Origin of the sequence: Streptomyces sp. NPDC127177 (assembly GCF_042672475.1) — a bacterium.
In the GTDB taxonomy this organism is placed as follows: Bacteria; Actinomycetota; Actinomycetes; order Streptomycetales; family Streptomycetaceae; genus Streptomyces.
The window spans coordinates 104,949-130,550 of sequence record NZ_JBHXUW010000017.1; the positions used below are offsets into that span (position 1 = coordinate 104,949).

21 protein-coding genes are annotated in these 25,602 nt (G+C 71.4%); 11 read left to right on the forward strand and 10 right to left on the reverse strand.

All coding sequences use genetic code 11. The features are described from left to right. Nucleotides 1–99 precede the first annotated feature (99 nt). From ACFVJX_RS13485 to ACFVJX_RS13525, 9 genes are all read right to left on the reverse strand, one after another. The gene (locus tag ACFVJX_RS13485; RefSeq protein WP_384127002.1) at nt 100–1,209 is read right to left on the reverse strand and encodes a DUF1996 domain-containing protein; all 1,110 of its coding nucleotides are present in this window, start codon (nt 1,207–1,209) and stop codon (nt 100–102) included. 256 nt (nt 1,210–1,465) lie between these two features. After that, nucleotides 1,466–2,737: a serine/threonine-protein kinase gene (locus ACFVJX_RS13490; RefSeq protein WP_384127000.1), complete on the reverse strand. Its 1,272-nt coding sequence runs from the start codon at nt 2,735–2,737 to the stop codon at nt 1,466–1,468. A gap of 44 nt (nt 2,738–2,781) precedes the next feature. After that, complete coding sequence (locus ACFVJX_RS13495; RefSeq protein ID WP_384126999.1) at nt 2,782–3,444, reverse strand: class I SAM-dependent methyltransferase; 663 nt, start codon at nt 3,442–3,444, stop codon at nt 2,782–2,784. A 35-nt stretch (nt 3,445–3,479) separates the two neighbouring features. Continuing rightward, nucleotides 3,480–3,893, reverse strand: coding sequence for a VOC family protein (locus tag ACFVJX_RS13500; RefSeq protein WP_384126998.1), 414 nt, complete (start codon nt 3,891–3,893; stop codon nt 3,480–3,482). Between the two features lie 59 nt (nt 3,894–3,952). After that, on the reverse strand, nt 3,953–4,804 hold the full coding sequence (locus ACFVJX_RS13505; protein WP_384126996.1) for an EamA family transporter: 852 nt from the start codon (nt 4,802–4,804) through the stop codon (nt 3,953–3,955). Between the two features lie 17 nt (nt 4,805–4,821). Further along, nucleotides 4,822–5,583, reverse strand: coding sequence for a hypothetical protein (locus ACFVJX_RS13510; protein WP_384126995.1), 762 nt, complete (start codon nt 5,581–5,583; stop codon nt 4,822–4,824). A gap of 157 nt (nt 5,584–5,740) precedes the next feature. Further along, the gene (locus ACFVJX_RS13515; protein ID WP_384126994.1) at nt 5,741–7,393 is read right to left on the reverse strand and encodes a penicillin-binding transpeptidase domain-containing protein; all 1,653 of its coding nucleotides are present in this window, start codon (nt 7,391–7,393) and stop codon (nt 5,741–5,743) included. Nucleotides 7,394–7,527: 134 nt separating this feature from the next. Then, the gene (locus ACFVJX_RS13520) at nt 7,528–8,253 is read right to left on the reverse strand and encodes a hypothetical protein (protein ID WP_384126993.1); all 726 of its coding nucleotides are present in this window, start codon (nt 8,251–8,253) and stop codon (nt 7,528–7,530) included. A 297-nt stretch (nt 8,254–8,550) separates the two neighbouring features. After that, on the reverse strand, nt 8,551–10,329 hold the full coding sequence (locus ACFVJX_RS13525; RefSeq protein WP_384126991.1) for a dolichyl-phosphate-mannose--protein mannosyltransferase: 1,779 nt from the start codon (nt 10,327–10,329) through the stop codon (nt 8,551–8,553). Nucleotides 10,330–10,382: 53 nt separating this feature from the next. On the opposite strand from ACFVJX_RS13525, the gene rsmI reads away from it, so the two are divergent. From rsmI to ACFVJX_RS13550, 5 genes are all read left to right on the forward strand, one after another. Further along, on the forward strand, nt 10,383–11,279 hold the full coding sequence (gene rsmI, locus ACFVJX_RS13530) for a 16S rRNA (cytidine(1402)-2'-O)-methyltransferase (protein ID WP_384126989.1): 897 nt from the start codon (nt 10,383–10,385) through the stop codon (nt 11,277–11,279). 160 nt (nt 11,280–11,439) lie between these two features. After that, on the forward strand, nt 11,440–11,814 hold the full coding sequence (locus ACFVJX_RS13535) for a hypothetical protein (protein WP_384126988.1): 375 nt from the start codon (nt 11,440–11,442) through the stop codon (nt 11,812–11,814). Between the two features lie 40 nt (nt 11,815–11,854). Then, entirely contained in the window at nt 11,855–12,721 is an 867-nt protein-coding gene (locus tag ACFVJX_RS13540; protein ID WP_384126987.1) for a TatD family hydrolase, read from the forward strand. A gap of 393 nt (nt 12,722–13,114) precedes the next feature. Further along, nucleotides 13,115–14,035, forward strand: coding sequence for a 16S rRNA (adenine(1518)-N(6)/adenine(1519)-N(6))-dimethyltransferase RsmA (rsmA, locus tag ACFVJX_RS13545; protein ID WP_384126985.1), 921 nt, complete (start codon nt 13,115–13,117; stop codon nt 14,033–14,035). Then, nucleotides 14,032–14,925: a 4-(cytidine 5'-diphospho)-2-C-methyl-D-erythritol kinase gene (locus ACFVJX_RS13550; protein WP_384126984.1), complete on the forward strand. Its 894-nt coding sequence runs from the start codon at nt 14,032–14,034 to the stop codon at nt 14,923–14,925. The genes rsmA and ACFVJX_RS13550 overlap by 4 nt, the downstream gene beginning before the upstream one ends. A 70-nt stretch (nt 14,926–14,995) precedes the next feature. Here ACFVJX_RS13550 and ACFVJX_RS13555 read toward each other — a convergent pair whose 3' ends face one another. Next, nucleotides 14,996–15,664, reverse strand: coding sequence for a lipoprotein (locus ACFVJX_RS13555; protein WP_384126983.1), 669 nt, complete (start codon nt 15,662–15,664; stop codon nt 14,996–14,998). A 124-nt stretch (nt 15,665–15,788) separates the two neighbouring features. Here ACFVJX_RS13555 and ACFVJX_RS13560 point away from each other — a divergent pair, with 124 nt between their 5' ends. The 6 genes from ACFVJX_RS13560 (at nt 15,789) to ACFVJX_RS13585 (ending at nt 25,557) form a co-directional block, all read left to right on the forward strand. Next, nucleotides 15,789–16,496 (forward strand): DUF4328 domain-containing protein, encoded by a 708-nt coding sequence (locus ACFVJX_RS13560; protein ID WP_384127112.1) that lies wholly within the window; start codon nt 15,789–15,791, stop codon nt 16,494–16,496. A 75-nt stretch (nt 16,497–16,571) separates the two neighbouring features. Next, entirely contained in the window at nt 16,572–18,395 is a 1,824-nt protein-coding gene (locus tag ACFVJX_RS13565) for an ABC-F family ATP-binding cassette domain-containing protein (RefSeq protein WP_384126981.1), read from the forward strand. A gap of 171 nt (nt 18,396–18,566) precedes the next feature. After that, a complete protein-coding gene (locus ACFVJX_RS13570; protein ID WP_384126980.1) occupies nt 18,567–20,438 on the forward strand; it encodes a PQQ-binding-like beta-propeller repeat protein in 1,872 nt (623 codons plus the stop codon). A gap of 248 nt (nt 20,439–20,686) precedes the next feature. Next, nucleotides 20,687–22,546 (forward strand): PQQ-binding-like beta-propeller repeat protein, encoded by a 1,860-nt coding sequence (locus tag ACFVJX_RS13575; protein ID WP_384126978.1) that lies wholly within the window; start codon nt 20,687–20,689, stop codon nt 22,544–22,546. A 103-nt stretch (nt 22,547–22,649) separates the two neighbouring features. Continuing rightward, complete coding sequence (locus ACFVJX_RS13580; RefSeq protein WP_384126976.1) at nt 22,650–24,584, forward strand: PQQ-binding-like beta-propeller repeat protein; 1,935 nt, start codon at nt 22,650–22,652, stop codon at nt 24,582–24,584. 211 nt (nt 24,585–24,795) lie between these two features. Continuing rightward, complete coding sequence (locus tag ACFVJX_RS13585) at nt 24,796–25,557, forward strand: response regulator transcription factor (RefSeq protein ID WP_385744624.1); 762 nt, start codon at nt 24,796–24,798, stop codon at nt 25,555–25,557. Nucleotides 25,558–25,602 lie beyond the last annotated feature (45 nt).

Genomic DNA, 25,602 nt, shown 5'->3' on the forward strand with positions numbered 1-25,602 from the left:
TGGGGAGGGGCGGGCGCAACGGGTGGTGGAGGGCGCGATCTTGGAGAGCGCTCTCCGGCCGGGGCCGAAAAAAAGCCCCGGTCGGGGTGGCGGCGCGGGCTACGGCAGTTCGTAGTTCTCGTCGAGCACGGGGCCCGCTTCCGGGTGGTTCTCGTCGTAGCCGTGCGGGTCGCACTGCAGGCCGCCCTTGACGCAGTGGGTGACCATCGCGTCGAGCGTGGCGGCGTCCCAGCCGTTCATGAAGTCGTAGTGGAACGAGAAGCCGGCACCGCTCGCCAGCTTCACCTGGGACATGTCACCGTTGACCGGCCAGGCCATCTTGAACTCGATCATCGGCAGCGCGACGGGGTGGTCGGCCGGGCAGCTGTTGTAGTTGTTGCCCGAGGCCTCCGGGTACGCCATGTGGCTCTTGTGGTCGGGCGTGTCCAGGTGGATGCCGTCCCAGCAACTGGGCGCCTGGAGGCGCAGGTTGAGCTGGGTGTCGCGGCTGGTCGGGCAGGTGGCCGGGAAGTCGTAGTTCTTGAACTGCTCGCCGCACTCCCAGCCCTCGACGGTGCCCTTGAGGTTCTTGAACTCGTCCTCGCTCTGCATCGGGCTGCCGACCACGTACCGCAGTCCCCTGGGGAAGGGCCGGACGCTGCGGTAGTCCGTGACACCCGACTTGTAGTAGATGGTCTGGACGCCGTCGGGGAGGACCTTGTCGTCCCCGTTGAACAGGCTCGGCATCCAGTAGCCGGACTTGTCGCCGGGGGCCAGGCAGGTGGTGTCGCCCGCCTCCAGCGAGGCGGTGGTGGTGTTGGCGTTCGTCGTGGTGTTGCCCATGAACGTGTGGTCATGGGACTTGCCGGGCTGCCCCGGGTAGACGATCGGGTCGTCCGGAGCGGTGTGCGTGGGTGCGCACTTGGCCTGGAACTCGTGGAAGTACGCCTGCGGCGGCACCTCCGTCGACGGGGTGACCCCGGTGACCGGCGGGTCGGCCATGATGTAGCCATCGCCGTCCGGGTCGTCGCCCGAAGCCTTGGTGGAAGCCTCCATGCCGGGCATGCCGGGCATGGAGTACGCGGCGTGCTCGGCATGCGTGCCCGCCGCCGCGGCCGTCGTCTCCGTGGAGGCGTTCGCGGTCGCGGCTATCCCGGCGATCCCGGCCGTGGTCAGGGTCAGCGAGGTGAACAAGAGCAGTCCGGTGAGTGTTCTCGACCTCCGTGGCATGGAGACCTCCTGCTGCGTGGGTGGGGGATGCATGAGGACGGATGGGAGAGCGCTCTCCCGTCTCCGGAGTGTTCCGCTCCTGACAAGAGCGTGTCAATAGTTGGTTAACGATGGCCGTTGCAGGCGGAGTTGGCGCGGTGCGTCGAGCCGGTGGCGGTGGACCCGGGTGACCTGCGAGGAGACTCGCGGAGGTGCCGACTCGTGTGCAGCATGCACGTGTTACCTGTTACCGAGGGCGATGCTCCGGCCGTGGACGTCAGCCCTGCATGCGGGCGATCGCATCGGCCAGGTCGCGGTGCCACTCCCGGGCGCGGGCGGCGCGGCGGGCCTTGATCTCGCTCTCCACCGTCGAGCCGTCGCGCAGGTGGACGGTGATGTGCAGCCGGGTCCGGTGGGTGATGCGGTGGACGACGCCGGCGATTTCCGGCCAGGAGAGCTCGATCTCATCGTCAGTCACACCGAGGTCCTCGTCGTTCTCCATCTGGTCGAGCGGCAGCCCGCGCCCGTAGAGGATCAGCACCACCCCGTCGGCGTCGACCACGACGCTGGAGTCCCCGTCCGCGGCGATGAACGCATCGCCGTCGCGGGCGTCATCCGGGCCGGGGCGAGCGGCTGCCCGGGTGGCGACGGCCGTGGGTGGGTGGGAGTGGACGGGGGAGGGTGGCGGCCCGGACGGGAGCGGGGGCGCGAGGGGATACGACGTCGGCGCCCCGCTGTCCGGCAACTCCTCCAGCCGGTCCAGGAGTTGGTCCGGTCCGGGGCGTAGGTGCGGCTCCTTGGCCAGGCAGGAGGCGACCAGCCCGCGCATCGCCGGCGGGACGGCGCTCAGGTCGGGCGGTTCGTGCACCGACCGAAACATCAGCCCCATCGGCGTACCTCCCCCGAACGCGCTGCCACCCGCCGCCGCCACGAGGACCACACCCAGCGCGAACACGTCCGCCGCTCCCGTGACGTCCTCGCCCATCGCCTGCTCGGGCGCGAGGAAGCCCGGCGTACCGAAGGCGTGGCCCGTCGCCGTCAGGCGGGTGAGCTCAACCGCCCGCGCGATCCCGAAGTCGAGTACGCGGGGCCCGTCCTCGGCCATGATGATGTTGCCGGGCTTCAGATCGCGGTGGACCAGACCGCAACGGTGGATGGCCGCCAGCGCCTCGGCGAGCGCCGCGCCGAGCGCCTTCAGTCCCGGTGTGTCCATGGGGCCTTGGGACCGGATGCATTCGGCGAGTGTCGGCCCCTTGATGTACGCCGTCGCCAGCCAGGGCGGGTTCGCGTCGGGGTCCGCGTCCACGACGGGCGCCGTATGGAAGCCGCCGACGGCGCGCGCCGCGGTCACCTCGGCCCGGAACCGGGCGCGGAAGCCGGGGTCGGCGGCGAGTTCGCCCCGCGCGACCTTCACGGCGACGGCACGCCCACCGCGCGAGCGGGCCAGGTAGACGGTTCCCATGCCGCCCTCGCCGATCTTGCGCTCGATGGCGTACGGCCCGATGCGCTCGGTGCGCCCCTCGTTCCCCGGCCATCCGTTCGCGCTCATTCGCTCCCCCGAGTCCGTTCTGCCGGTCCGTGCGCCGACGGGGATCATCTCACCGCGGATATCGCGGCCGCGCGGCGCGCGAACAGGATTCCGCCGAGCCTGCTCTCGGCCGAGGTGAGGGACGTCTGCGCCTCGACCGTGAAGCCGGCCTCTTCTAGCCGTGCGGCCATTTGGCCGGGCCGGCGGAGATGGACGTGGACCTTCATCGGGTGTCCCCCGTAGCCCCGCGTCTTCGGCCGCGATCCGTCACCGATGTGGAAGCCGAGCAGCAGGAGGCCGCCGGGCCGCAGTACGCGCCGGAAGTGCGCGAGCACCGGGCCGATCTCGTCGTCGGGTACGTGGATCAGCGAGTACCAGGCGACGATGCCGGCCGCCGACGTGTCGGCGAGGTCGAGGTCCGTCATGGAGCCCACCTCGAACCGGAGCCCCGGGTGGTCGCGCCGGGCCACCTCGATCATGGCGGGCGAGAGATCGATACCGAAGGCGTCCGCACCCAGCCCACTGAGGTGGGCCGTGATCCTTCCCGGCCCGCATCCCACGTCCGCTACCGGTCCGCCGCCGGCGGTTCGCACCAGGTCGGCGAAGAGCGCCAGGGCGGCGCGTTCGTGGGGCGACCGGTCCAGGAGGTCGCGCACCTGGTCCGCGTAGTCGGCGGCGACGGTGTCGTAGGAGGCCCGGGTGTCCGCCAGCCAGCTTTCGGCATCCATGGCGGGCCAGGCTAGTCCATGAAACTCGCACCGCCCTACGGGCCGTCGAGTCCGATGGCGGTCGCCAAGTGCCGTACGGCGGAGCCCTCGGGGACGTCCGTGATGTGCAGCCGAACGGGTCCACCACCCGGCAGATCCGCCGGTCCGGGGGCGATCCTCAGCGGACCGCGGTGGTGAGTGCGGCCCGCGGCCGGTAGCCGGTCGCGGACACGGCCCACGTCGTCGACGGCCCAGCACGGGACCGGACTGCCACCGCGTCTGTTGCGCTCCTCGTCGAGCGGATGGAATCCGAACTCCACGCCGGCCACGTCGAGCCATGCGTAGACCGCCTGGACCGCGGTTTTGTCGGTGTCGACGCGCGCCTCGGTCCCGAGAACCCCGGCCCGCCGACGGGCGCACCGCTCGGGGCCCTCGGCGAGGACCATGACGGTGCGGACGCCGTGGAACATGTCGTCATCCGTCGGGTGACCCGGCGCGGTCACTTCTGGCACGGGCCGCTGTCGCGTGCTCAACTCGTATGCAGCATCAGTCCGATGCCGACCACCATCAGTCCGGCCGCCGCGACCCGCGGGGCGCCGAACCGCTCCTTGAAGAACACCGTGCCGATGGCCGCGCCGACGATGATCGATGACTCGCGCAGGGCCGCGACCGGGGCCAGCGCCGCCCGCGTCTGGGCCCACAGGACCAGTCCGTAGGCCGTCACCGACAGGGCGGCGCCGAGCAGGCCGCGCACCGCGTACGGGCGGAGCTCGCCGGCGAGGGCGGAGCGGCGGCGGTACAGGGCGTAGAGGGGGATCGCGACGCCCTCAAGGATCATCAGCCAGGCGATGTACCCGAGTGAACTGCCGGAGGCGCGTACGCCCACGCCGTCCACCGTCGTGTAGCCGGCGATGGCGAGACCGGTCGCGAGCGCGGCCAGGATCGCGGGCCAGTGGGGGCGTTTGCCGGAGCCGCGGATGCCCCACAGGGCCAGCCCGACCAGTCCTGCCGATGCCACCGCGACGCCGGCCGTGGCCCAGCCGTCCGGGCGCTCACCCACGAAGACCGCGGCGAGGACGGTGACCACGAGCGGGGCGGTGCCGCGGGCGATCGGGTACATCTGGCCGAAGTCGCCGAGGCTGAACGAGCGCATCAGCAGCAGCATGTACGCCACGTGCAGGGCGGCGGAGACGAACAGGTAGGGCCAGGCGTCCGCGGCCGGGAACGGGACGAAGAGGGCCGCGGCCGCACCGATCAGCAGCCCGCCGCCGGAGATCAGGGTGAAGGAGATCAGCTGGTCCTTGATCGCGTGCGCGATCGCGTTCCAGCCGGCGTGCGTGAAGGCGGCGGTCAGGACGGCTATGGCGACGAGCGGTGTCACGTGGTACCTGGTTCCGGTCAGCGGGGGCGGCGGCCGGTGAGCGCGTGCCGGCGCGCACGGGCGGCGTCGAGATCCTGGCGGGCTCTGGGGATACGGGGGTCGCCGCCCTGGCGGGCGGTGACCGCGTCGAGACGGAGACCCGCCTCGGAGCGTCCGGTGGTGTCGTTCCGGATTCGTCTCGGTTCGGCCTCGGACTCACGGATGAGGCGGGGGCGGTCCCGCTGGAACGTCCTGGCGGCGGCGACGGCGTTCCGCACGTCGACGACGAACTTGGGGACGTACTCCTCGTCCAGCTCGTGCGTGGGGTAGGTCACCGGGTACTGGCGCCCGTCCGGGCCGGTCAGATAGATGTGGGAGGCCGTAGGGGAGTGATCGGAACGGATGGAGATCCGGTCCGGCGGAAGGTCTCCGGGCCACTCGTCGGGGATGTCCGCGACGAGGACGTGCTGGTAGAGCGAGAGGTGGTTGATCTCGTCCAGGTACGGCCCGCGGCCCGGGTCGCGCAGGTGGGCGACGTCGTCCTCGGCCGCGCTCAACCGGCGGCGCCGGCTGCGTTCGGCCCGCCGGGCGGCGGCCTGTGCGCCGGACAGCTCCTTGCGCGCGGCCCGTTCCAGGCCGCGCACGGCGTCCCACGCGGTGTCGAGGTCGCGGCGCGCGGCGGAGTGCTCGCCGCCGAAGGCGAACCGCCGGCCTCCCGGGTAGCGGTGGAGCCGCCGGCCGATTCCGCCCGCGCCGGCGACGGCCAGTGCGAGCAGCAGCAGTACCGAGCCCGCGCTCATGGTGCTTCCCCCCGTACCGCTGACGCTCTTCCCAGGGCCGGACCGGTCCCGGCGTGCCCCGGCCCACCGGGACGACTATCCGGAAACCGGACGGTGTTCGTCAACTTCTTTGGTGAACGGTGAACGGTGAACGGTGAACCGGGGGGCTGCCCATTCCTCACGGTCCCGCGAGCAGGACCTCCGCGACGACCGGACCCGCCGCGGCCCCGCCGTGACCGCCGGACTGGACCAGGGCCGCCGCCGCCAGGTCGTTGCTGAAGCCGGTGAACCAGCTGTCGGACGTGGCGTGGCCGTCGATCTCCGCCGAGCCGGTCTTGGCGCCCTTGGCGCCGCCCACGCGCGCCATGGCCTCGGTGGCCGTGCCCTCCTGGGCGGTGGCCGTGTAGTTCAGCATCTCCTTCAGCTGCGCCGACACCCCGCCCGGGAGCGGGTTGGCGACGGCGAACGTCCGGTTGTCCAGGGACTTCGCGACGATGTAGGGCTGCAGGAACTGTCCGTGGACGGCGGTGGCGGTTACGGAGGCCATGTTCAGCGGGTTCATCTGGATCTTGCCCTGGCCGATGAACGAGGCGGCCGTCTCCGCGCCCGCGGACTCGGGCACCTCGCCGTCCCAGGAGGTGATGCCGGTCTGCCAGTTGAGGCCGATCCCGAAGTACTGCCCGGCCTCCTCGCGCAGCGCCCGGTCCCGCTTGTCCCCCAGCGGGAGTATGGGCTTGATGAAGGCGGTGTTGCAGGACCTTGCGAAGGCCCGCTTCAACGTGGGGCCGTCGGTCATCGAGAAGCCGTCCAGGTTGTTGAAGGTCACGCCCTCCCACGGCACCGATGACGGGCACTGGACCGATCCGTTCGCACTGCCCAGACCGTTCTGGATGATCATCGCGGCCGTCACGATCTTCATCGTCGAGCCGGGCGCCACCTTGGCCAACCGGGCCGCGTCGAACGCGTCGTCCCGGTTGTTGGCGATGGCCCGGATCGCGCCGGTCGACGGCTCGACGGCGACCACGGACGACTGCGCGTACTTCTTCACGCCGCGCTCGGCCGCCGCCTGGATCCTCGCGTCCAGCGTGGTCCGGAGCTTGCCCGGCTTCCCCTTGACCAGGGTCAGCAGCGTCTTGTTCGCCCCGTCCGCGTTCGCGCTGTTGATCCAGGTCTCGATGCCCGCGGTGCCACCGGTCTTCCCGCCGTACTTCTTGCGCAACTCGTCCAGGACGGCGCCCAGCGAGGGGTACTTCTCCTTGCTGAGCACCTGTCCGTTGCGGTCGACCGCCTCGATCGGGGCGGTGTCCGCCCCGCCCGTCTCCAGCGATTCGCCCTTGGCCAGATCCGGGTGGATGACGGACGGCTTCCAGTCGACGAGCGCGTGGCCGGTGGTCAGTCCGCGGACCACGGTCAGTTCGGACGCGTACGACCAGGGCTTCGTCGTCCCCTTGTAGGAGACGGTCGCCTTGACCGTGTACGGAACCCTCGAACCGGTCGCCGCCCCCGGTGTGATCACGGCGTTGGTGACATGGGCCGTATCGCTGTAGCCGGTCAGCGCCGGTTCGGCCTCGACCTTGTTGTTGGTCAGCTGGGCCGCGGTTTCCGCGTCACCCTTCGCCCACGCCGCGAGGAACTTCTTCGACGTGTCGGCTATCTCCTGCTCGGTGACCGGACCGGTACGCACCTCCTCCGAGGTCGTCCGGGTGTCCGTGCCGCCCCCGACACCGCTGTCGCCGAGCCCGTCCAGGATGTTGTAGGCCCCGTACCCGACCCCGCCGAGCACGAGCGCGAACGCCCCGCCGACTATGCCTACCTTCGCCCCACTGCGCATTCCTGCAGTCCCCCTCCCCAGGAGGCCTCCTTGAACGTGTTCAAGGAGGCTCTGACGGAAAGTTTACGGGCCGGGAGTGACAGCGGAGCCGGTTGTTACCGGAATGCGATGCGGGGGTGCGGGGGCCTGCCTGGTCAGTCCGCCTTCGGCCACACGTAGAGCGCCCCGCTGACGGACACGTCGAATCTGTCGCCCTCGGCGATGTGGTCGATCAGCGCCATGGAGACGGCGCCCTGGTCCGTGACGGAACACAGGGCCGCGCCTTCGACGAACCCCCGCTCCTCGCGGACGTCGTCCTGGGCGAGCGCGAGGCTCCCCAGACCGGTCCCGGAAGCCGCCTTGCAGGAGTCGAAGGACTTCGGCATGTCGGCCCGCAGGATCCCCACCCGGGTGTTGGGCAGCGCGCGCAGCAGGTAGTCGCTCATGCCGGAGCAGGTGTCGGGCCAGTAGACGAGCTCGGCCCCGCGCGGTTCCTCCACCAGGCCGCTGCGCTCGGTCTCCACGCGGCTCGCGCCGTCGTCGAGGTCCACGACCTGCTGTTCGTGCACGGTGCACCGCTCGGGCGCGAGCCCCCACATGGCCGTGCGCACCGGCGCGTACCCGGCCGGCGAGGTGAGGTCGGCATCCGAGGGAGACGCGGACGGGGACGTCGGGTCGGCGCTCGGGGACGGTGGGTCGGCGGTCGGGCTCGGGCTCTCGGTGGAGTCCTGTACCGGGCTGGCCGGGCCTGAGGTCCTGGGCCGCGGGCTGTCGGCGGCGGCGGCGGTCGGGGCAGGGGCCGGAGCCGATGCGGTGTCGTGGTCGTTGCTGACGATCAGGGACGCCAGGATGCCGACCAACGGGATGGCGATCCCGCCCACCCACCACGCCCACCGGGGCGGGTCGTTGCGCGGCGGAACGGGAGGGTGGGGCGGCGGGGGAGGAGTGCCCGGGGGATGGGGCGGCGGAGGGTTTCCGCCGGCGTGCGTGCTCATTCGTTCCCCTCAACAGCGCCGATTCCAGGGCCGGTTGTCAGGCTATCGATCAGATCTTCGGAGGGCCACCGGACTTTCCGGACCCCGGGGACATGCGAAGAGGGGCACAGCGACGGATGTGCCCCTCTTCGCGTGATCCCGGTTCGAATGCCGCGCCCCCGGCCACGGTCCGCCAGGCAGTACTCAGATCCAGGTATCCAGCCACATGCGGTCGCGCCAGGAGTTCTCCGGAATCGAGGTCCCCGTGTACAGGGGCCAGAAATAGATGAAGTTCCAGACAATCAGCAGGACCAGTACGCCCGCCGCGACCGCCCCCAGTGTCCTGCGTCGTTCACCCGAGGGATCGTTGGACGGCAGATCCAATTCGTTGCGGGTGCCGGTACCGGCCGCCGGCCCCAGCATCGCGCCGATCATCATGGTCACCGCGAGGCACAGGAACGGCACGAACACCACCGCGTAGAAAAGGAAGATGGTGCGTTCCTGGTAAAGGAACCACGGCACCCAGCCCGCCGCCACCCCGCAGGCGATCGCGCCCGCGCGCCAGTCGCGGCGGAAGATCCAGCGCCACAGGACGTACAGCAGCGCGAAGCACGAGGCCCACCACAGCAGCGGCGTTCCGATGGCCAGCACCTCGCGGGCGCACTTGCCGGTCTCCGACGCGGCGCAGCCGTTCTGCTCCTCGTAGAAGTACGAGACCGGCCGGCCCAGCACGATCCAGCTCCACGGATTGGACTGGTAGGTGTGACCGGACGTCAGGTTCACATGGAATTCGTAGACCTGGTTCTCGTAGTGCCACAGGCTGCGCAGCCAGTCCGGCAGCCAGGTCCAGCTGCCGCCCTTGCCGTCGGTGGCCGCCCAGTCCCGGTAGTAGCCGTGCCGGGTGGGGGAGTTGTGGATGATCCAGCCGGTCCAGGACGCGACGTAGGTGAGGATCGCCACCGGCACCGTGGAGACGAACGCCGGGACCAGGTCGCGCCTCAGTACCGCCGCGTACGGCCGAACCGCACCCGCCGTGCGCCGTGTGCCCACGTCCCACAGGACCGTCATCAGGCCGAACGCGACCAGGATGTACAGCCCGTTCCACTTGGTGGCGAAGGCGAGCCCCAACGAGAGTCCGGCCGCGATCCGCCACGGTCGCCAGCCGAGCCGCAGATTCTCCGCGACCCAGTTGTCCGGCCGCAGTACGCCCTCCGCGTCGACCGGCAGCGCGGCGGCGAGCCGGCGCCGCGCCCAGTCCCGGTCGATCAGCAGACAGCCGAACGCGGCCAGCACGAAGAACATCAGCACCAGGTCGAGCAGCGCGGTGCGGCTCATCACGAAGTGCAGCCCGTCCACCGCGAGCAGGCCGCCCGCCAGGCAGCCCAGGAACGTCGAGCGGAAGAGCCTGCGGCCGATCCGGCACAGCATCAGCACCGAGAGCGTGCCGAGCACCGCGACCATGAACCGCCAGCCGAACGGCGTGAAGCCGAAGATCTGCTCACCGATCCCGATGATCCACTTGCCGACCGGCGGGTGCACCACGTAGCCCGGGTCGGTAGGGATCTTCACCCGGGACGGATCGCTGAGGATCAGCTTGTCGACGTCCTTGGGCCACGCCCCCTCGTACCCCTGGTTGATCAGCGCCCAGGAGTCCTTGGCGTAGTACGTCTCATCGAATATCACCGCGTGCGGGCTGCCCAGGTTCCAGAACCGCAGCACCCCGGCGACCACCGCGACCAGCAGCGGACCGCCCCAGGCCGACCAGCGCAGCAGCCGGTCCGCGAACACCGGAGGCACTCCGAGCACCGCCCACAGCCGGCTCCCGGGGCGGGTGTACGGCGGAACCAGCCGTTCCCGCAGCCCGGTCCCGGGCCGGGGGGAATGACCGAAGCGGCGAAGCCGCTGCTGCCAGGAAGTCGGCTCCGGGCCGTGCTGATCCCCGGCGTCTTGGCCCTGCCGGGCTTCGGGCGCTGTACTCGTCACCGCGCCATCGTAGGGAACGCATCTGTGCGAGTGCTGCCGCCCGTGCTGGGAGGATGGACGTTGTGACTGGATCGACTGGAACGCTGGTACTCGCAGGGACCCCCATCGGCGATGTGGCGGACGCCCCGCCACGCCTCGCCACCGAACTGGAGACGGCGGACGTCGTCGCCGCCGAGGACACCCGCCGGCTGCGCCGGCTGACCCAGGCGCTGGGCATCCACACCACGGGGCGTGTCGTGTCCTATTTCGAGGGCAACGAGTCCGCCCGTACGCCCGAACTCGTCGAGGCGCTGACCGGCGGCGCCCGGGTACTGCTGGTCACGGACGCCGGGATGCCTTCCGTCTCCGACCCCGGCTACCGGCTGGTCGCCGCCGCCGTTGAGCAGGGCATCAGGGTCACCGCCGTGCCGGGCCCGTCCGCCGTGCTCACCGCGCTCGCCCTGTCCGGGCTGCCGGTGGACCGGTTCTGCTTCGAGGGCTTCCTGCCGCGCAAGGGCGGCGAGCGCCTCGGCAAGCTCCGTGAGGTCGCCGGCGAGCGCCGCACGATGGTCTTCTTCGAGGCCCCGCACCGGCTCGACGACACCCTGGCCGCGATGGCCGAGGTCTTCGGTGCCGACCGGCGCGCCGCCGTGTGCCGGGAGCTGACCAAGACGTACGAGGAGGTGAAGCGCGGTCCGCTGGGCGAACTCGCGGTCTGGGCGGCCGAAGGCGTACGCGGTGAGATCACCGTTGTCGTCGAGGGCGCGGCCGAATCCGGGGCCGAGGGACTGGACGCCGAGGAACTGGTGCGCAGGGTGCGGGTGCGCGAGGAGGCGGGGGAGCGTCGCAAGGAGGCGATCGCCGCCGTCGCCGCGGACGCCGGGCTGCCCAAACGCGAGGTGTTCGACGCGGTCGTGGCAGCAAAGAACGCGGCTCGGACCGGCCCCGCGGAAGGCAAAGGACTATCGTGAAAGGCAAAGCAGAAACCGCGTACCCGCCCCTTTTGCCACGAGAAGGCCAAGACCGCTCCAACACTCGACAGGGCCCGGTGCGCTTCTGCCGGTGAAGGCGTCCACTGGATAACAGGACGCATTCTCCGGAGTGCTTGTCCGGCGGACAAGAGGAGCAGGCATGAGTGAGATCGCAGCGGACACCGTGCACGAGGCGTATGCCTTCGCCTGCATGAGGTGTGGGCACGGCTGGGAACAGGCCTACGAAATAGAGCACCACGTCGACACTTCCAACAATCCTTTCGTGGTCTACAGGGCTGACGGTGAACGAGTGCCCTCGCCCCTTTCCACGCCCACCTGCGCCAACTGCGGCGGACATGTCGTGCGGATCATGCGGGCCGGCCGGGTCTCCACGGTCCAGCAACTGCTCCAGACCCGGCACCCCGCCGACGACGCCGTCCCCGACCGGGAGAACGAGGCCGTGGCCGCCACCGCCGTTCCGTCCGGCGATCACCACTGGCACCTCGCAGACCTGCTGCATCCCTTCGGTAAGTGAGACTCACGCCGGTGGCCACGGTCCTCGTACGATCGTGGCCATGAGCCGTACCGAAGCCCCGCCGCTGCCCGAACCCCTCCGGGTACCGGTCGCCGATTCGCACACCCACCTGGACATGCAGGACGGCACCGTGGAGGAGGGCCTGGCCAGGGCCGCCGCGGTGAACGTGACCACCGTGATCCAGGTGGGCTGCGACGTGAAGGGCTCGCACTGGGCCGCCGAGACGGCCGCGGGGCACCCGAGCGTGTACGCGGCGGTGGCGCTGCACCCCAACGAGGCGCCACGGATCGTGCACGGGGACCAGGAGGGCCGGTCGCGGCAGGGGGTGCGCGAGGGGGGCGGCACAGCGGCCCTCCACGAGGCCCTCGCGGAGATCGACGCGCTGGCAGCGCTGGACCGGGTGCGCGGCGTCGGTGAGACGGGCCTCGACTACTTCCGGACCGGCCCCGAGGGCATTGCAGCCCAGGAGGAGTCCTTCCGGGCCCACATCGAGATCGCCAAACGGCACGGCAAGGCGCTCGTCATCCACGATCGCGAGGCGCACGCGGATGTGCTGCGCATCCTCGCCGACGCGGGCGCCCCCGAGCGGACCGTCTTCCACTGCTACTCCGGCGACGCGGACATGGCGCGGATCTGCGCGGACGCCGGGTACTTCATGTCCTTCGCGGGCAACATGACGTTCAAGAACGCCCAGCCGCTGCGCGACGCGCTGGCCGTCGCTCCCACGGAACTGGTCCTGGTCGAGACGGACGCGCCGTTCCTCACCCCCGCCCCGTACCGCGGACGGCCCAACGCGCCGTACCTGATTCCGGTCACGCTGCGCGCCATGGCGGCGGTGAAGGGCGTCGACGAGGACACCCTGGCTTCGGCGATCGCCGACAACACGGCTCGCGCGTTCGACTACTGAGCCCCGTCGCCCCCTGCCCGCACAACGCTGTGTAGTCGTTCCGCTTTGGAGAGTCACAGACGCTCCGCTGTCGTCCCGGGCGCCAGGGGTGAGCCGGCCGGTACGGATCTTCTGGAGCGTCGTGAGCAATTCGCAGGGCAGTCACCGTGCAGCATGTGGCAGGGGGCGGACGCGGCGCCACGCGGCTCCGTTCCCACCGTCGCCGCCGTCCCGGGCTCGTCGCCCGTACCGCTGCACGAGGAACTGACACTCCCGGCGTGGCCGGTGCACGCGCCCGACCGCGGTGGACCCGGCGGCCGGGGCCGGCCGTGGCCGACCGGGGCGCGGGACGCCCCTCAGGGGGCTGCCCGGTGCGCGAGAATCGGGGCCCTCCGGCGGCCGTAGGCTTGACGGGTGAGCACCACAGAGCCCGACGCCCTCCTGGGCCCCGCAGACATCCGCGAGCTGGCCGCGACGCTGGGCGTACGCCCCACCAAGCAGCGCGGTCAGAACTTCGTCATCGACGCCAACACGGTCCGCCGGATCGTGCGGACGGCGGAGGTCCGCCCCGACGACGTGGTCGTCGAGATCGGCCCCGGCCTCGGTTCGCTGACCCTGGCGCTGCTGGAGGCGGCCGACCGGGTCGTCGCCGTCGAGATCGACGACGTGCTCGCGGGCGCGCTGCCGGCCACGGTCGCCGCCCGGATGCCGGAGCGGGCGGACCGCTTCGCCCTCGTCCACTCGGACGCGATGCTGGTCAGGGAACTGCCGGGCCCGCCGCCCACCGCGCTGGTCGCCAACCTTCCGTACAACGTCGCGGTGCCCGTGCTGCTCACCATGCTCGACCGCTTCCCGACCATCGAGCGGACCCTGGTCATGGTGCAGGCCGAGGTCGCCGACCGGCTGGCCGCGCGGCCGGGCAACAAGGTCTACGGAGTGCCGTCGGTGAAGGCCAACTGGTACACGGACGTCAAGCGCGCCGGCTCCATCGGGCGCAAGGTCTTCTGGCCCGCCCCGAACGTCGACTCGGGGCTCGTGTCCCTGGTGCGCAGGGCCGAGCCGGTCGCGACGACGGCGAGCAAGGCCGAGGTCTTCGCGGTCGTCGACGCCGCCTTCGCCCAGCGCCGCAAGACGCTGCGTGCGGCGCTGTCCGGCTGGGCGGGCTCCGCGCCGGCCGCCGAAGCCGCCCTGGTCGCGGCCGGTGTCTCGCCGCAGGCCCGCGGCGAGGCGCTGACGGTCGAGGAGTTCGCCGCCATCGCCGAGAACAAGCCCGCCGGGAGCGCCGACGGCGGCGAACCCGACGCAGGCGAGCAGGCCGCCGGGGGTGCCGAGTGAGCGTCACCGTCCGCGTACCGGCCAAGGTCAACGTCCAGCTCGCTGTCGGCGCCGCGCGCCCCGACGGGTTCCACGACCTGGCCAACGTCTTCCTCGCCGTCGGCCTCTACGACGAGGTCACCGTCGCACCGGCCGACGAGCTGCGCATCACCTGCTCGGGGCCGGACGCGGCCCAGGTCCCGCTGGACGCCACCAACCTCGCCGCCCGCGCCGCGATCGCGCTGGCCGGGCGGTACGGCATCGAGCCGCGGGTGCACATCCACATCGACAAGGACATCCCGGTCGCGGGCGGGATGGCGGGCGGCAGCGCCGACGGCGCCGGCGCCCTGCTGGCCTGCGACGCGCTCTGGTCCACGGGAGCCACCCGCGCGGAGCTGCTGGCCATCTGCGCCGAGCTGGGCAGCGATGTCCCGTTCAGCCTGGTCGGCGGCGCGGCCCTCGGCGTCGGGCGCGGTGAGCAGCTGACCCCGGTCGAGGTCGGCGGCACGTTCCACTGGGTCTTCGCGGTTGCCGACGGAGGCCTCTCCACCCCGGCCGTGTACCGCGAGTTCGACCGGCTCACGGAGGGCATCCGGGTGCCCGAGCCCGCCGCTTCGGGCGCACTCCTGGAGGCGCTGCGGGCCGGTGACACCGCGGCGCTCGCCGGAGCCCTGGACAACGGCCTCCAGCCCGCGGCCCTGTCGCTGCGGCCCTCACTGGCCGGCACGCTGGCCGCGGGCACCACCGCGGGCGCGGCTGCCGCGCTGGTCTCCGGTTCCGGTCCGACCACGGCGTTCCTGGCAGAGGACGAGGCGTCCGCCCACAAGGTCGCCGACGCCCTGATCGCCTCGGGGACCTGCCGCAACGCCCGGATCGCCACGTCCCCGGCACCGGGCGCCACGATCTGCTGACGGGGCGCACGGACCCCGCGTGGCGGTGGCTGCCGACCGGTGGCGCCCCGATGCGGGGCCCGCGCCCGGCTCAGCCGAGCCGCAGGGTCCGCTTCGCGAGTTCGTACGCGGGGAGCATGCCCCGGTGCTCCTGGGAGTCCAGTCCGCCCAGATGCACCACGACCGGTCCGTCCGGGGTGGCTACGGCGAAGGCGCGTGCCTCGCGCGACTCGTCCATGATCTTGCTGTGGACGGTGTAGGCGACCTCGGTCACGGCGAGCCTGCCGACCGCGGTCCGGGTGTACGTCGTCCCCGAAGCCTCCTCGTCGGCCGCCACGAAACCCTCCAGCGCCCGACGCGGGGACGTGCCGTTGCCGTCGCCCTGCCACACCCGCAGGAAGCCGATGTGTCCGGCGGGCTTCGCGTCGATCTCGCAGACCATGGAGACCGGGCCCTGCTTGCCGAGTGCGGCGTCCACGGGCGAGTCGGCCTCAAGGGTGACGGCCTTCGCCTTCCACCCCTTCGCGGTGTTGAAGGTGACGCGCAGCTCGCACCCGGAACCCGGGCCCCCGACCGTGCCGCCCCCGGCCGCCACACCTCCGGCGGCGCTCGCTGTCGCCCCGCCGCCCGGCGACGCTCCCGCACCGGCCCGGGAACCGGTACCGGTCTTCGGCTCCGGATCCGGCTCCGGCGAACACCCGGCCAGCGCCCCCGCCACCAGCAGTACCGGGACGAGCCCCCGGACCGTACGAGCCACCATGACGTCTCCCCGCCCCCGGATCGGAGGGTTTGTCCCCCGACCCTTGATCGTTTCACGCCAGGTATCGCACGAGCGACGCAGAGTTATCCACAGGGTGTGGTGGAGATCATAAGCGGGCCGTAGCCTGGGCTCTCCACGTTGGGGCGCGCGTGAGCGCGGGGCGGGTCGGGGGCGGGTATGGAACGCGGAAGCGCTCGCGCCCGGCCGGCACCGCACCTCTCCGGGGCTGGCCGTCGGCGCCTGGTTCATTCCGGTCGCCAACTGGTGGCTGCCCAAGCAGATCACCGACGACATCGCCGCGGCCTCCGAGGGCCCGCCGCAGGTCGACGCGTACGGCTACCCGGTCCGCAGGGCCGGCGGCGGGACCGCCACCGGATGGTGGGTCGCCTGGGTGATATCCAGCGTCTTCGCCGCGTTCGCCTGGATCCAGTTCGCCACGGTGGACGAGGGCGACTACGAGGGGCTGCGCACGGGGCTGTTCCTGCTCGCTGTCTCCGACCTCGCACTGGCCGGCGCGGGCATCGCGGGAGCGATCGTGGTCCGGCAGCTGACCAGCGCACAGGACGCCCGCCTCGGTTTCGGCCCGCTGCCGATGGCATCGCGGCCACCACACCCCTACCCGGGCCCGCAGCCGGGCACGTACCTCGGCCCGCGCCCCGGCACCTACGCGGGCCCGCAGCCGGGCACGTACCCCGGCCCGCACTCCGGTCCGACCCCGGGCACCTTCCCCGGTCCGCCGGGCCCGCACCCCGGTCCGCCCCCGGCGGCACCGCCCGGTGGTCATCCCGGTCCGCCGCCGCAGGCGCCTCCGGGGCCCGCTCCGCACGGGTGAGCGGGCGCTCGTACGGAGCCGCGCACCATGGCGACTACGCTGAAGGTCAGTGTTTTCCTTCGAGCTGGAGCGTAAGTGGCCGTCAACCTCGTCAATGTCGAGCAGGTCAGCAAGGTGTACGGCACCCGTGCGCTGCTCGACGGTGTGTCCCTCGGTGTGTCCGAGGGGGACCGGATCGGTGTCGTCGGTCGTAACGGAGACGGCAAGACGACCCTCATCCGGATGCTCGCCAAGCTGGAGGAGGCGGACACCGGCCGCGTCACCCACAACGGCGGGCTGCGCCTCGGTGTCCTGACCCAGCACGACTCGCTCGATCCGCAGGCGACGGTCCGGCACGAGGTCATCGGTGACCTCGCCGACCACGAGTGGGCGGGCAGCGCCAAGATCCGCGACGTGCTGACCGGGCTCTTCGGCGGCCTCGACCTGCCGGGCTTCGAGCACGGCCTGGACACCGTCATCGCCCCGCTCTCCGGCGGCGAGCGCCGCCGGATCGCGCTCGCGAAGCTGCTCATCGCCGAACAGGACCTGATCGTCCTCGACGAGCCGACCAACCACCTCGACGTCGAGGGCATCTCCTGGCTGGCCGGCCATCTGCGCGCCCGCCGCTCGGCGCTGGTCTGCGTCACTCACGACCGGTGGTTCCTGGACCAGGTCTGCACGCGCATGTGGGACGTCCAACGCGGCACGGTCCACGAGTACGAGGGCGGCTACAGCGACTACGTCTTCGCCCGGGCCGAACGGGAGCGGATCGCCGCGACCGAGGAGTCCAAGCGGCAGAACCTGATGCGCAAGGAGCTGGCCTGGCTGCGGCGCGGCGCCCCCGCCCGTACGTCCAAGCCGCGCTACCGCATCGAGGCGGCCAACGAGCTGATCGCCGACGTGCCGCCGCCGCGCGACACCAGCGAGCTGATGAAGTTCGCGAACGCACGGCTCGGCAAGACCGTCTTCGACCTGGAGGACGTGACGGTCCAGGCCGGTCCCAAGACGCTGCTCACCCACCTCACCTGGCAGCTCGGCCCCGGCGACCGGATCGGCCTGGTCGGGGTCAACGGCGCCGGCAAGACCTCCCTGCTGCGGGCGCTGGCCGAGGCGGCCCGTACCCAGGGCGACGAGCAGCCCGCGGCCGGGAAGGTCGTCGTCGGCAAGACGGTCAAGCTGGCCTACCTCTCCCAGGAGGTCGCCGAGCTCAACCCGAACCTCCGGGTACTCGAAGCGGTGCAGCAGGTGCGCGACCGGGTCGACCTCGGCAAGGGCCGGGAGATGACCGCGGGCCAGCTCTGCGAGCAGTTCGGCTTCTCGAAGGAGAAGCAGTGGACGCCGGTCGGCGACCTCTCCGGTGGTGAGCGGCGCCGGCTGCAGATCCTGCGGCTGCTGATGGACGAGCCCAACGTCCTCTTCCTCGACGAGCCCACCAACGACCTCGACATCGAGACCCTGACCCAGCTGGAGGACCTGCTCGACGGCTGGCCGGGATCGATGATCGTGATCTCCCACGACCGGTTCTTCATCGAGCGGACCACGGACCGGGTGCTGGCGCTGCTCGGCGACCGCTCGCTGCGGATGCTGCCGCGCGGGATCGACGAGTACCTGGAGCGCAGGCGGCAGATGGCCGCGGCGGGCACCCCCGCCGCGGTGGCGCCGACGCAGGCCTCGCAGTCCGCCGCCGCACCGGCCCCCGGTGTCTCGCCGCAGGAGGCACGCGCGGCGAAGAAGGAACTGCAGAAGGTCGAGCGGCAGCTCGACAAGATGTCGACCCGTGAGACGACGCTGCACGCCCAGATCGCCGACAACGCCACGGACTTCGAGAAGGTGGCGAAGCTGGACGCCGAGCTGCGTGAACTGGTGGCGGAGCGCGACGTGCTGGAAATGCGCTGGCTGGAACTGGCTGAGGACGCCTGACCGCTGAGCCGTACCCCCTGCGGTTGACAGCGCCCACACCCGCCGGTGTGGGCGCTGTCTCCCATGGGGGCCTTCGGGGCCTGCGGGGCGGATGGTAGAAAGAGATCTTGCCCGGCGCGGTAGCCGGACCGTGCCACACCGCAGGTGACAAAGGAACAGGGGGACGGGCCGATGAGCCAGCCGCCCGGACAGCAGCCGCCGCAGGGTGAGTTCGGAGCCCCTTACGGCCCGCCGCCCGAGACGTCCGGGGCCCCGGGCCAGGGCACGGCGCAGCCCGCCGGCCCGTACGGAGCCCCCACGCAGCCCGGCCCGTACGGACAGCCCGCGCAGCCCGCCCCGGGGTACGGCCAGCCGCCGCAGACCGCCCCGGGATACGGCTACCCGCCGCAGCCCGGCCCGTACGGACAGCCGGGACAGCCTCAGCAGCCGCCGCAGGGCTACGGCTACCCGGGTCAGCAGCCCCAGCAGGCCCCGCAGGGCTACGGCTACCCGGGTCAGCAGCCCCAACAGCCCCCGCAGGGCTACGGCTACCCGGGTCAGCAGCCCCAACAGCCCCCGCGGCAACCGGGGTCGGGCGGGACCCGGGGCGGTGGCCGGTTCCGTGGCAGGACCGGGGCGATCGTCGGTGCCGTGCTCGCGGTGGCGCTCCTGGCCGGTGGCGGTATCTGGTACGCCTCCGCCGGGGACGACAGCGACGGGAAGTCCAAGGCCGGTCCGGTGCACAGCTCGCAACCGCCCGCCCCCTCGCCGACCGTGAGCCCGACCAAGGACCGCAAGGACGGCAAGCTCGGCCCCGAGGCGGAGACCGAGGCCGTCAACGCCAAGCGCAAGCCTGGCGAGGCGAAGATGCTCTGGCTCCAGGAGGGCGGCGTCGACCTGCCTGAGGGCGGCGCGGACGTGTACGGCCCGTGGATCTTCGGGGACACCGTCGTCAAGGCGATGTACCACACCGTCACCGGTTACGGGATCACGGACGGCAAGCTCAAGTGGAGCCTGCGGCTGGCCACCAACGCGTGTGCGGCGCCTTCGCAGCCCACCGCGGACGGCAAGATCGTGCTGGGCGTTCTGCACTCCACAGCGGAGGACGCGGAGTGCGACTCCCTCCAGATGGTCGACCTCACGACGGGGAAGGCCGGCTGGCACAAGTCGTACGTCCGCAAGGGCCTCTGGGACGGGCTGTCCGACCTCAGGATGGCGATCAACGGCGACACCGTGACCGTGGGCCGTACCAGCAGGACGGACGCCTTCCGGGTCAGTGACGGCAAGGTGCTGTTCGGGAAACTGCCCGGCAACTGCCAGCCGTTCGGCTTCGCGAGCGGGGACGTGGCCATCGCCGCGGCCAGTTGCCAGACCGCCGCGGACGACCACAAGGAACAGCTGGTGCAGAAGATGGACCCCGTCACCGGCAAGGTGCTGTGGTCCTACAAGGTCAAGAAGGGCTGGGAGGTCGCGCAGATCTACTCCGCCGATCCTCCGGTGATCGCGCTCAAGCAGTCGGAGAAGCTGGCCGTCCTGGTGCTCAACGCCGACGGCACCTACCGTTCCCAGCTGTCCGGCGGACCGGGCAACTACGCGGTCAGGTGCGATGTGGACCTGATCGTCCTGGGGCGCAACCTCGACAACTGCGTCGGGGCGGCCGCCGACGCGAACACGTTCTACATGATGACCGGGCCCGTCGACGTCAAGTCCGGTGACGGCAACAAGGTCGCCGCCTTCGACCTGGCAACCGGCAAGCCCAAGTGGGCGGTCAGTTCCCCCGCGGACCAGCCCCTCACCCCGCTGCGGACGGAGGGCGGCAAGCTGCTGATGTATCTCGCGCCCGCCAAGAACAAGGGGGGCGGCATCGCCTCCATCCCGGCCGCCGGCGGCAAGTGGCAGACGGTGATGCGTCATCCGGCAGCGGGCTCCGCCGACGAGCGCGACTTCCTGGGCCCCCGCGTCGTCTACACGGGCGGTCGCACCTTCCTCACACAGGTGCGGGTCAGCGGGATCGACGGCGACGACGAGATCTGGATGCGGTCGATGGCGGTCTTCGCGAGCTGACGGCCGGGGCGTAACGGCGGCATCACGGGGCGGTTCTCCCTTGGAAACAGGGGTGGACCGAGCCGGGGCCGGTGATGGGGCGGGTGGTACAAAGAAGCCCCGCTCGACTGTCGTAACACTGCGGGATCCATGCCCGATTCACTCCATTTCGCTGGGGATTCAGGGAGTCTTGTCCGACTCCTGGAGCCCCGGCGGGATCGCGGGGGAGTCCGGAACGGGCACCGGACCGCACGAAGGGGGACGCGCTGATGACCCAGCCGCCCAGCCAGCAACCGCCGCAGGGAGGCTTCGGCGCTCCACAGGAGCCGCCGCAGGGGGTCCCTCAGCCGCCCCAGGGCCCGCCGCAGACGCCGCCGCCTCCGTCCGGACCGCCGTCCGCGCAGCCGGGCTACGGCTACCCGCAGCAGCCGGGTCAGCCGCAGCAGCCTCCGTACGCCCAGCCGCAGCAGCCGGGCCCGTACGACAAGCCCCAGCAGCCCGGCCCGTACGGCCAGCCGCAGCAGCCGGGTCCCTACGGGCAGCAGCAGCAGCCGGGCCCCTACGCCCAGCAGCCCGGTCCGTACGGCCAGCCGCAGCAGCCCGGTTACGGCTATCCGCCGCAGCAGTACCCCGGCGCACCGGTCGGCGGCGGTCCGGCGGGCCCCGGCGGGCGCGGCCCCTTCAAGGGGAAGCCACTGGTGATCATCTCTGCGGCGGTCGCCGCGCTCCTGGTCGTCGGCGGTGGCGTCTACCTGGCCACGAGCGGTGGCGACGACGACAAGAAGCCCGTCGCGGAGAAGAGCGACGACGTCCAGAAGCCGTCCACCTCGCCGTCGGTGGACGAGGGGGACGGCAACGGCACGGGCCGTGAGGGCGACGACGACCTGAACGGCGGGCGCAAGCCCGGCGAGGCGAAGGTCCTCTGGCTCCAGAAGAACGACGTCGACCTCCCGCGCAACGGCGCGGACGTGTACGGCCCGTGGATAGTCGGCGACACCGTCGTCAAGGGCATGTACCGCACCGTCTCCGGCTTCTCGGCGGCCGACGGCAAGCGGAAGTGGACGCTGAAGCTGGGCACGGACATCTGCTCCGCACCGGAGCAGACCACCAGCGACGGCAAGATCGTCATCGGGGTGAAGAACGGCACCACCTCCAAGGCGGACTGTTCGGACCTCCAGCTGATCGACCTGAACTCCGGCAAGACCGGCTGGAAGAAGTCGGTCAAGAGCAGCGGGCTGTTCGACATGATGTCGGACATCTCCCTCGCGATCAGCGGCAACACCGTCACGGTCGGCCGCACCGGAGCGTCCAACGCCTTCCGCGTGAGCGACGGCAAGGAACTGTTCGGCAAGCGGGACGGAAACTGCCAGCCGTTCTCCTTCGCGGGCGGCACCAAGCTGATCGCCGCCACCAACTGCCGCACCGACGACGTCGACAACCCGCAGCACGAGGTCGAGGAGGTCGACCCGCTCACCGGCAGGCCGAAGTGGACGTACAAGCCCGCGCGCGGCTGGGAGATCGACAAGTTCTACTCGGTGAGCCCGCTCATCGTCTCGCTGACCAAGGGCAGCGGTGACAAGAAGCAGTGGAGCATCCTCGCGCTGAAGGAGAACGGCACGCTCCGCTCCCAGATCGTCAGCGACAAGGGCGACAAGTTCGCGACGAGCTGCGGCAGTGCCTTCGCCATCTTCGGCAAGTCGGTCGACGGCTGTGACGGTGTCGTGGCCGACCCCAACACGCTCTACCTGACGACCCAGGACGACACCAGCGGAACCGCCCGGACCAACAAGGTCGTCGCGTTCAACCTGAACACCGGCAAGACGAAGTGGAAGGCCAACGCCCCGGCCGAGCAGACCATGAAGCCGCTGCAGATGGAGGGCGGCAGTCTGCTGCTCTACGTGGACGCCGGCTACGGCAAGGGCGGCGGCATCGCCAGTCTGCCGCCGGGCGGCGGCACCCCGAAGATGGTGTTGCAGCACCCGGACTCGACGTCGGAGATCGAGAGCAGCTTCTACGACGAGAAGATCCTTTACGCGGGCGGGCGTTCGTTCATCGTGAGCGGCCGGGTCAGCGCCTCCAACGACAAGGAAGAGCTGGAGACGAAGACCATGATGGCCTTCGGCAAGTAACGGCTCCCGCAGGAACCCCATCCGGCCGCGGACGGCGACAGACCGCCCGCGGCCGGTTCCGGCCCCCCGACTGACTCCCTTTTCTCCAGAGGTACGCAACGCCATGACGCAGCCGCCCCAGCCGCCGCCCAACGAGCCGCCCCAGGGCGGGTTCGGCGCCCCCCAGGACCCGCCGCCCGGTGGTTTCGGCGCCCCGCAGGACCCGCCCCCCGGTGGTTTCGGCGCACCGACGCCGCCGCCCAGCGATCCGTTCGGCAAGCCGCAGGACACCCCGCCCCCGGCCGGGCCGCCCGCCGGCGGGTACGGCACCCCTCCGCCTCCGGCGGGCCCGCCCCAGCAGCAGCCCGGCTACGGCTACCCGCAGGCGCCCCCGCCGGGCCAGCCGCCCCAGCAGCCCGGTTACGGATTCCCGCCGGGTCAGCCCCAGCAGGGCTACGGCTTCCCGCAGGGCCAGCCGCCGCAGCACGGTTACGGATATCCGCAGCAGGGCCAGCCGCCGCAGCAGGGCTACGGCTACCCGACCACGCCGATGCAGCAGCCGTACGAGCCGCCGCAGGGCGGTAACGGGCCGAAGAAGTTCACCACCCAGATGCAGATCATCGTCGCGGCGGCGGTCGCCGTGGTGCTGATCGTCGGCGGTGGGCTCTGGTACGCGTCGAGCGGCGACGACAAGACGGACGAGGCGTCCAGCTCCGCCGGCACCGACGGCGGGAGCAAGGGCGGCGACGGCAAGGGCACCGACGCCAAGGGCGGCGGTGGGGGCTCGGAGAAGGTCCCGTCCAACACCAAGGCCTCGGTCGCCTTCCAGCTCCCGCAGCCCAAGGTCACCGACGTCACCACGGTCGACGGCTCCTGGCTGACCGACAAGGCGTACGTGAAGACGGGCGTCAACGAGATCGTCGGCTACGACCAGGCCAAGGGCACCAAGCTCTGGACGATCGCGCTGCCCGGCCAGCTCTGCGCGGCCTCCCGGCACATGAGCAAGGACTTCAAGACGGCCGTCGCCTTCGAGGAGGGCAAGCGGACGGCGTCGAAGAAGTACCAGCCCTGCAACCAGGTGGGTGCCCTCGACCTGAACACCGGCAAGCTCATGTGGAGCAAGTCGGTGACCGCCGCCACCGGTGGTGACGCCCCCGTCCGGTTCGAGGAGGTCACCCTCAGCGGTACCACGGTCGCCGCGGCCGGAACCGACGGCGGCGCGGCCTTCGACCTGAACACCGGCGCCGAGCGCTGGAAGCCCAAGGTCGGCACCGACGGCTGCTACGACACCGGCTACGGCGGCGGCGAGGCGCTCGCCGTGGTCCGCAAGTGCGGTACCTACGACGACCCCCAGCTCTCCATCCAGGCACTGAACCCGACCACGGGCGCCCCGCTCTCCTCGTACAAGATGCCGCCCGGTGTCGAGTACGCGAGCATCGTCTCCACCAAGCCCCTGGTCGTCGCCGCCGACGTCGGCGACACCGCGGGCGACGGCAGCGGGATCTCCGACTTCTTCTCGATCGACGCCGCCTCCGGCAAGCTGCTCGTGCGGATCCCGGCCGACGCGGAGAAGTACGCGGCCAACTGCCGCTCCACCGAGGTCGAGAGCTGCCAGCAGCTGGCGGTCGGCAACAACCGCATCTACCTGCCGACCGAGGAGCACGAGGGCACCGGCGACGGCTACGGCAACACCAACGAGATCGTCTCCTTCGACCTGTCCACCGGCAAGCAGACCAGCGACCGGGCCGACGCGGGCGAGCGCTACACGATGTTCCCGCTCCGCATGGACGGCGGAAACATCATCGCGTACAAGGAGCCCCCGTACGACAAGGGCGGCCAGATCGTCTCCATCGACGGCAGCACCTTCAAGCAGACCGTCCTGATGGAGAACCCGGGCGACGAGTCGGTCCGGGACGCGGAGACCAGCTTCTCCGCCGACTACGCCGAATTCCGTTACGGCGACGGGCGGTTGTACATCTCCGAGAAGATGATCAGCAAGCCGCGGGAGAGTTCGCTGGACGACAAGGAGTACCTCGTCGTCGCGTTCGCCGCGAAGTGACCTGACGTCAACACCGCGCCCGGCCCTGCCTGTCGATCACTCGACCGGCAGGGCCGGACGTTTGTCATCGTCAAGTGGCCCCTGATGACACACGATCAGGCAATCGACACGCCTTCTGCCGGCTAAGGCGCCCGTGGCGTCGAACAAGCGTGTAACTTGCAGGCCCTAGAGGGCCGGGGGGCCCGGTGTCGGTGCTATGGGGGTTTGCTCGATGGGCGTTCGGCTGATGGTGGTCGATGACCACCGACTGCTCGCCGAGGCGCTCGCCTCGGCACTGAAACTACGCGGTCACCGGGTGCTCGCCGCCGCCGCGCCCACCACCGGGGCGGCCGACCTGGTGGTCTCCAGGGCGCCGGAGGTCTGCCTGTTCGGTACGGCGTCACCCGCCGAACCGGGCACCTTCGACCCCATCGTGAGGATCAGGCGCGAGCGCCCGCAGATCGCCGTGGTGGTGCTCGGACCGGTGCCGAGCCCCGTGGGGATCGCCGCCGCCTTCGCGTCCGGCGCCGCCGGCTACGTCCGCCACGACGAACGCATCGAGGGCGTGGAGCGGGCCATCGTCAAGGCGCGGGCCGGTGAGGCCGCGGTCGCGCCACAACTCCTCCAGGACGCCTTCGCGGAGCTGCTCAACCCCGCGGTCCAGCCGGACGACGAGGGGCAGCGGCTGCTCCGGCTGCTCACCCCGCGCGAGGTCGAGGTTCTGGTGCGGGTCGCGGAGGGCGAGGGCACCCGGCTGATCGCGGCCGGCATGCGGATCGCGCCGAGCACCGCACGTACGCACGTGCAGCGCGTACTGATGAAGCTGGGCGTCGGCTCCCGGCTGGAGGCGGCCGCGCTCGCCGCCCGCACCGGCCTGCTGGACCGGGCGGCCGTGGGCACGCGGAAGGGGCCGGACACCGTCGGCGGTCGGGGTGCGGCCCCCCCCCGGGGGGGGGGCGCGGCGGCCGGGCCGCAGCCGGGGGGGGGCTTATAAACAACAGACGCGGCCGACGAAAGTGCCAGGGTATTAATAGGGGGT

Bases quoted from the DNA above. Each gene is read 5' to 3' on its own strand.
- ACFVJX_RS13485 (WP_384127002.1), bottom strand. From the start codon at position 1,209: ATGCCACGGAGGTCGAGAACACTCACCGGACTGCTCTTGTTCACCTCG.
- ACFVJX_RS13490 (WP_384127000.1), bottom strand. From the start codon at position 2,737: ATGAGCGCGAACGGATGGCCGGGGAACGAGGGGCGCACCGAGCGCATC.
- ACFVJX_RS13495 (WP_384126999.1), bottom strand. From the start codon at position 3,444: ATGGATGCCGAAAGCTGGCTGGCGGACACCCGGGCCTCCTACGACACC.
- ACFVJX_RS13500 (WP_384126998.1), bottom strand. From the start codon at position 3,893: ATGTTCCACGGCGTCCGCACCGTCATGGTCCTCGCCGAGGGCCCCGAG.
- ACFVJX_RS13510 (WP_384126995.1), bottom strand. From the start codon at position 5,583: ATGAGCGCGGGCTCGGTACTGCTGCTGCTCGCACTGGCCGTCGCCGGC.
- ACFVJX_RS13515 (WP_384126994.1), bottom strand. From the start codon at position 7,393: ATGCGCAGTGGGGCGAAGGTAGGCATAGTCGGCGGGGCGTTCGCGCTC.
- rsmI (WP_384126989.1), top strand. From the start codon at position 10,383: ATGGACGTTGTGACTGGATCGACTGGAACGCTGGTACTCGCAGGGACC.
- ACFVJX_RS13535 (WP_384126988.1), top strand. From the start codon at position 11,440: ATGAGTGAGATCGCAGCGGACACCGTGCACGAGGCGTATGCCTTCGCC.
- ACFVJX_RS13540 (WP_384126987.1), top strand. From the start codon at position 11,855: ATGAGCCGTACCGAAGCCCCGCCGCTGCCCGAACCCCTCCGGGTACCG.
- ACFVJX_RS13555 (WP_384126983.1), bottom strand. From the start codon at position 15,664: ATGGTGGCTCGTACGGTCCGGGGGCTCGTCCCGGTACTGCTGGTGGCG.
- ACFVJX_RS13570 (WP_384126980.1), top strand. From the start codon at position 18,567: ATGAGCCAGCCGCCCGGACAGCAGCCGCCGCAGGGTGAGTTCGGAGCC.
- ACFVJX_RS13575 (WP_384126978.1), top strand. From the start codon at position 20,687: ATGACCCAGCCGCCCAGCCAGCAACCGCCGCAGGGAGGCTTCGGCGCT.
- ACFVJX_RS13580 (WP_384126976.1), top strand. From the start codon at position 22,650: ATGACGCAGCCGCCCCAGCCGCCGCCCAACGAGCCGCCCCAGGGCGGG.
- ACFVJX_RS13585 (WP_385744624.1), top strand. From the start codon at position 24,796: ATGGGCGTTCGGCTGATGGTGGTCGATGACCACCGACTGCTCGCCGAG.